The organism is Streptomyces sp. NPDC006510, assembly GCF_040611955.1.
Classification (GTDB): Bacteria; Actinomycetota; Actinomycetes; order Streptomycetales; family Streptomycetaceae; genus Streptomyces.
In genome coordinates this window covers 1-2,560 of record NZ_JBEXPH010000403.1, presented here as the reverse complement: position 1 = coordinate 2,560, position 2,560 = coordinate 1, and the positions used below count along the sequence as shown (strand labels likewise).

1 protein-coding gene is annotated in these 2,560 nt (G+C 72.6%); it reads left to right on the top strand.

Annotated features, from left to right (window positions below; translation table 11 throughout):
- Nucleotides 1–2,560, top strand: a 2,560-nt coding sequence (locus tag ABZY11_RS43905) for an amino acid adenylation domain-containing protein (RefSeq protein WP_356484536.1), incomplete at both ends; no start/stop codon positions are given.

Here is a 2,560-nt window from a genome sequence, read left to right as displayed (position 1 = left end):
TCACGCAGGACGAGATCGAGTCCCTGGAGGCCGTGTATCCGGGGCTGACCGACGTACTCCCGCTCTCACCCCTCCAGGAAGGACTCCACTTCCACACCGTCTACGGCAATGAGTCCGGGGCGGCCGACCTCTACGCCATTCAGCTCGTCTTCGACCTGGAGGGCGAGTTCGACAGCTCAGCCATGCGCCTGGCGGCGCAGACCCTGCTGGACCGCCGACCCAATCTGCGGGCCGCCTTCGTCCACCAGGAATCCGGCCGGCCGGTGCAGGTGATTCCCACCTCCGCCGACGTGCCGTGGCAGGACGTCGACCTGACCGTGTTCGACGAGGCGGACCGTGAGGCGGAGTCCGCCCGCATCCTCGACGAGGACCGGGCCCGCCGCTTCGACCCGGCCGCCCCGCCCCTCCTGCGATTCACCGCTCTCCGGCTCGGCGACCGCCGCCACCGGCTCGTGCTGACCAACCACCACCTCCTCTGGGACGGCTGGTCGGTCCCCATCGCCGTACGCGAACTCTTCGAGCTGTACGCGCACCGGGGCGACGGCTCAGCCCTGCCCGAGCCCCCGCAGTTCCGGGATCACCTCGGCTGGCTCTCCCGGCAGGACCGCACGGCCGCCGTCGAAGCCTGGCGCCGGGCGCTCGCCGGGCTCGAAGAGCCCACCCTGCTCGCGCCCGCCCGCACCGAGGACCTGCCGACGGTGCCCGCGCGGCACTCCGTCCTGCTGTCCGAGAGCCTCACCGGCACCCTGCACACCTGGGCCAGGTCCCGCGGGCTCACCGTCAACACGCTCCTCCAGGCCTCGTGGGCCCTGCTGCTCGCCCGGCTCACCGGTCGCGACGACGTGGTGTTCGGCGCCACCGTGTCCGGCCGGCCCGCCGATCTGCCGGGGGCCGAGGACATGGTGGGCCTGTTCAGCAACACCCTGCCCGTACGTCTCGTCCTGGACCCCGCCGAGACGGTGGCGTCCCTGCTCGCGCGGCTGCAGGACGAGCAGGCCGACCTGATGGAGCACCAGCACCTCGGTCTCTCCGAGATCACCGCGTCGACCGGACTCGGTGAACTCTTCGACACCCTCCTGGTCTTCGAGAACTACCCGCTGGACCCGGGCGTTCTCGACCTGCCCGGCACCGGCCTCCGCGCCGTCGACGCCCGGGTCCGGGACGCCGCGCACTATCCGCTCTCGCTGGCCGTCGTCCCCGGCGACCGGCTGGAGCTGCGCTTCGACCACCGGCCGGACGCGTTCACATCCGCCGAGGCCGAGCTGCTCGGCGCCCGGCTGCGCGGTCTGCTCGAACTGATCGTGACCGAGCCCGACCGGCCCGTCGGCCGGATCGGCGTCATCACGCCGGACGAGACCGACCGCCTCAGGGCCGAGTGGGACAGCACCACCCGCGACATACGGTTCGCCACCTTCCCCGAGCTGTTCCAGGCGCAGGCCGCCCGTACGCCGGACAGCACGGCCGTGGTGTCCGACGAGGCGGACGGGCCCTCGACCGAGCTCACCTACGCCGAACTCGACGAGCGGGCCAACCACCTCGCCCACCTGCTCATCGCGCGGAACATCGGCCCCGAGTCCGTCGTCGGCCTGCTGCTGCCCCGCTCCGTCGACCAGGTGGTGGCGGTCCTCGCGGTGACGAAGGCCGGCGGCGCCTTCCTGCCCATCGACCCGGAGTACCCGGCCGAGCGGATCGCGTATGTGATCGACGACGCCCGCCCCGCGCTGCTGCTCGTCGACCGGGACACCTCCCGAAAGTTGTCCGAGATCGGTACGGGCACGGCCGCCCTGGTCCTCGGCGGCGACATCGCCCCCGACCGTCCCGGCCACAGCCCCACCGACGCCGACCGGCTCGCCCCGCTGACGGTGGACAGCCCGGCGTACGTCATCTACACCTCCGGCTCCACCGGGAACCCCAAGGGCGTGATGGTCACCCACTGCGGCGTGGCCAACCTCGCGGGCAGCCAGATCGAGCGGTTCGCGGTCCATGAGGGCAGCCGTGTCCTGCAGTTCGCCTCGCCCAGTTTCGACGCGGCCTTCTCCGAGCTCTGCCTGGCCCTGCTGTCCGGATCGGCCCTCGTGCTGGCCCCGGCCGAACGGCTGCTGCCCGGCCCGGCCCTCACCGAGCTGACCGTCCGGCAGCGGGTCACCCATGCGACCATCCCGCCCGCCGCGCTCGCCGCCCTGGACGAGGACGGCCTGCCGCCGGGCCTGGTGCTGACCGTGGCGGGCGAGGCCTGCTCCCCGGCGCTCGTCGAGAGGTGGTCGCGCGACCGCCGGATGATCAACGCGTACGGCCCGACGGAAACCACCGTCTGCGCCACCATGAGCGACCCCCTCACCGCCGCCGGCTCCCCGGCCGTGCCGCCGATCGGCCGTGCGGTGTGGAACACCCGGGTGTACGTCCTCGATGCCGGACTGCGCCCCGTGCCCCCCGGGGTGTCGGGAGAGCTCTACGTCGCCGGGCCCGGTCTGGCGCGTGGGTATGTGGGTCGTGCTGGTCTGACGGGTTCGAGGTTTGTGGCGGATCCGTTCGGTGGTGTGGGTGGGCGGATGTATCGCAC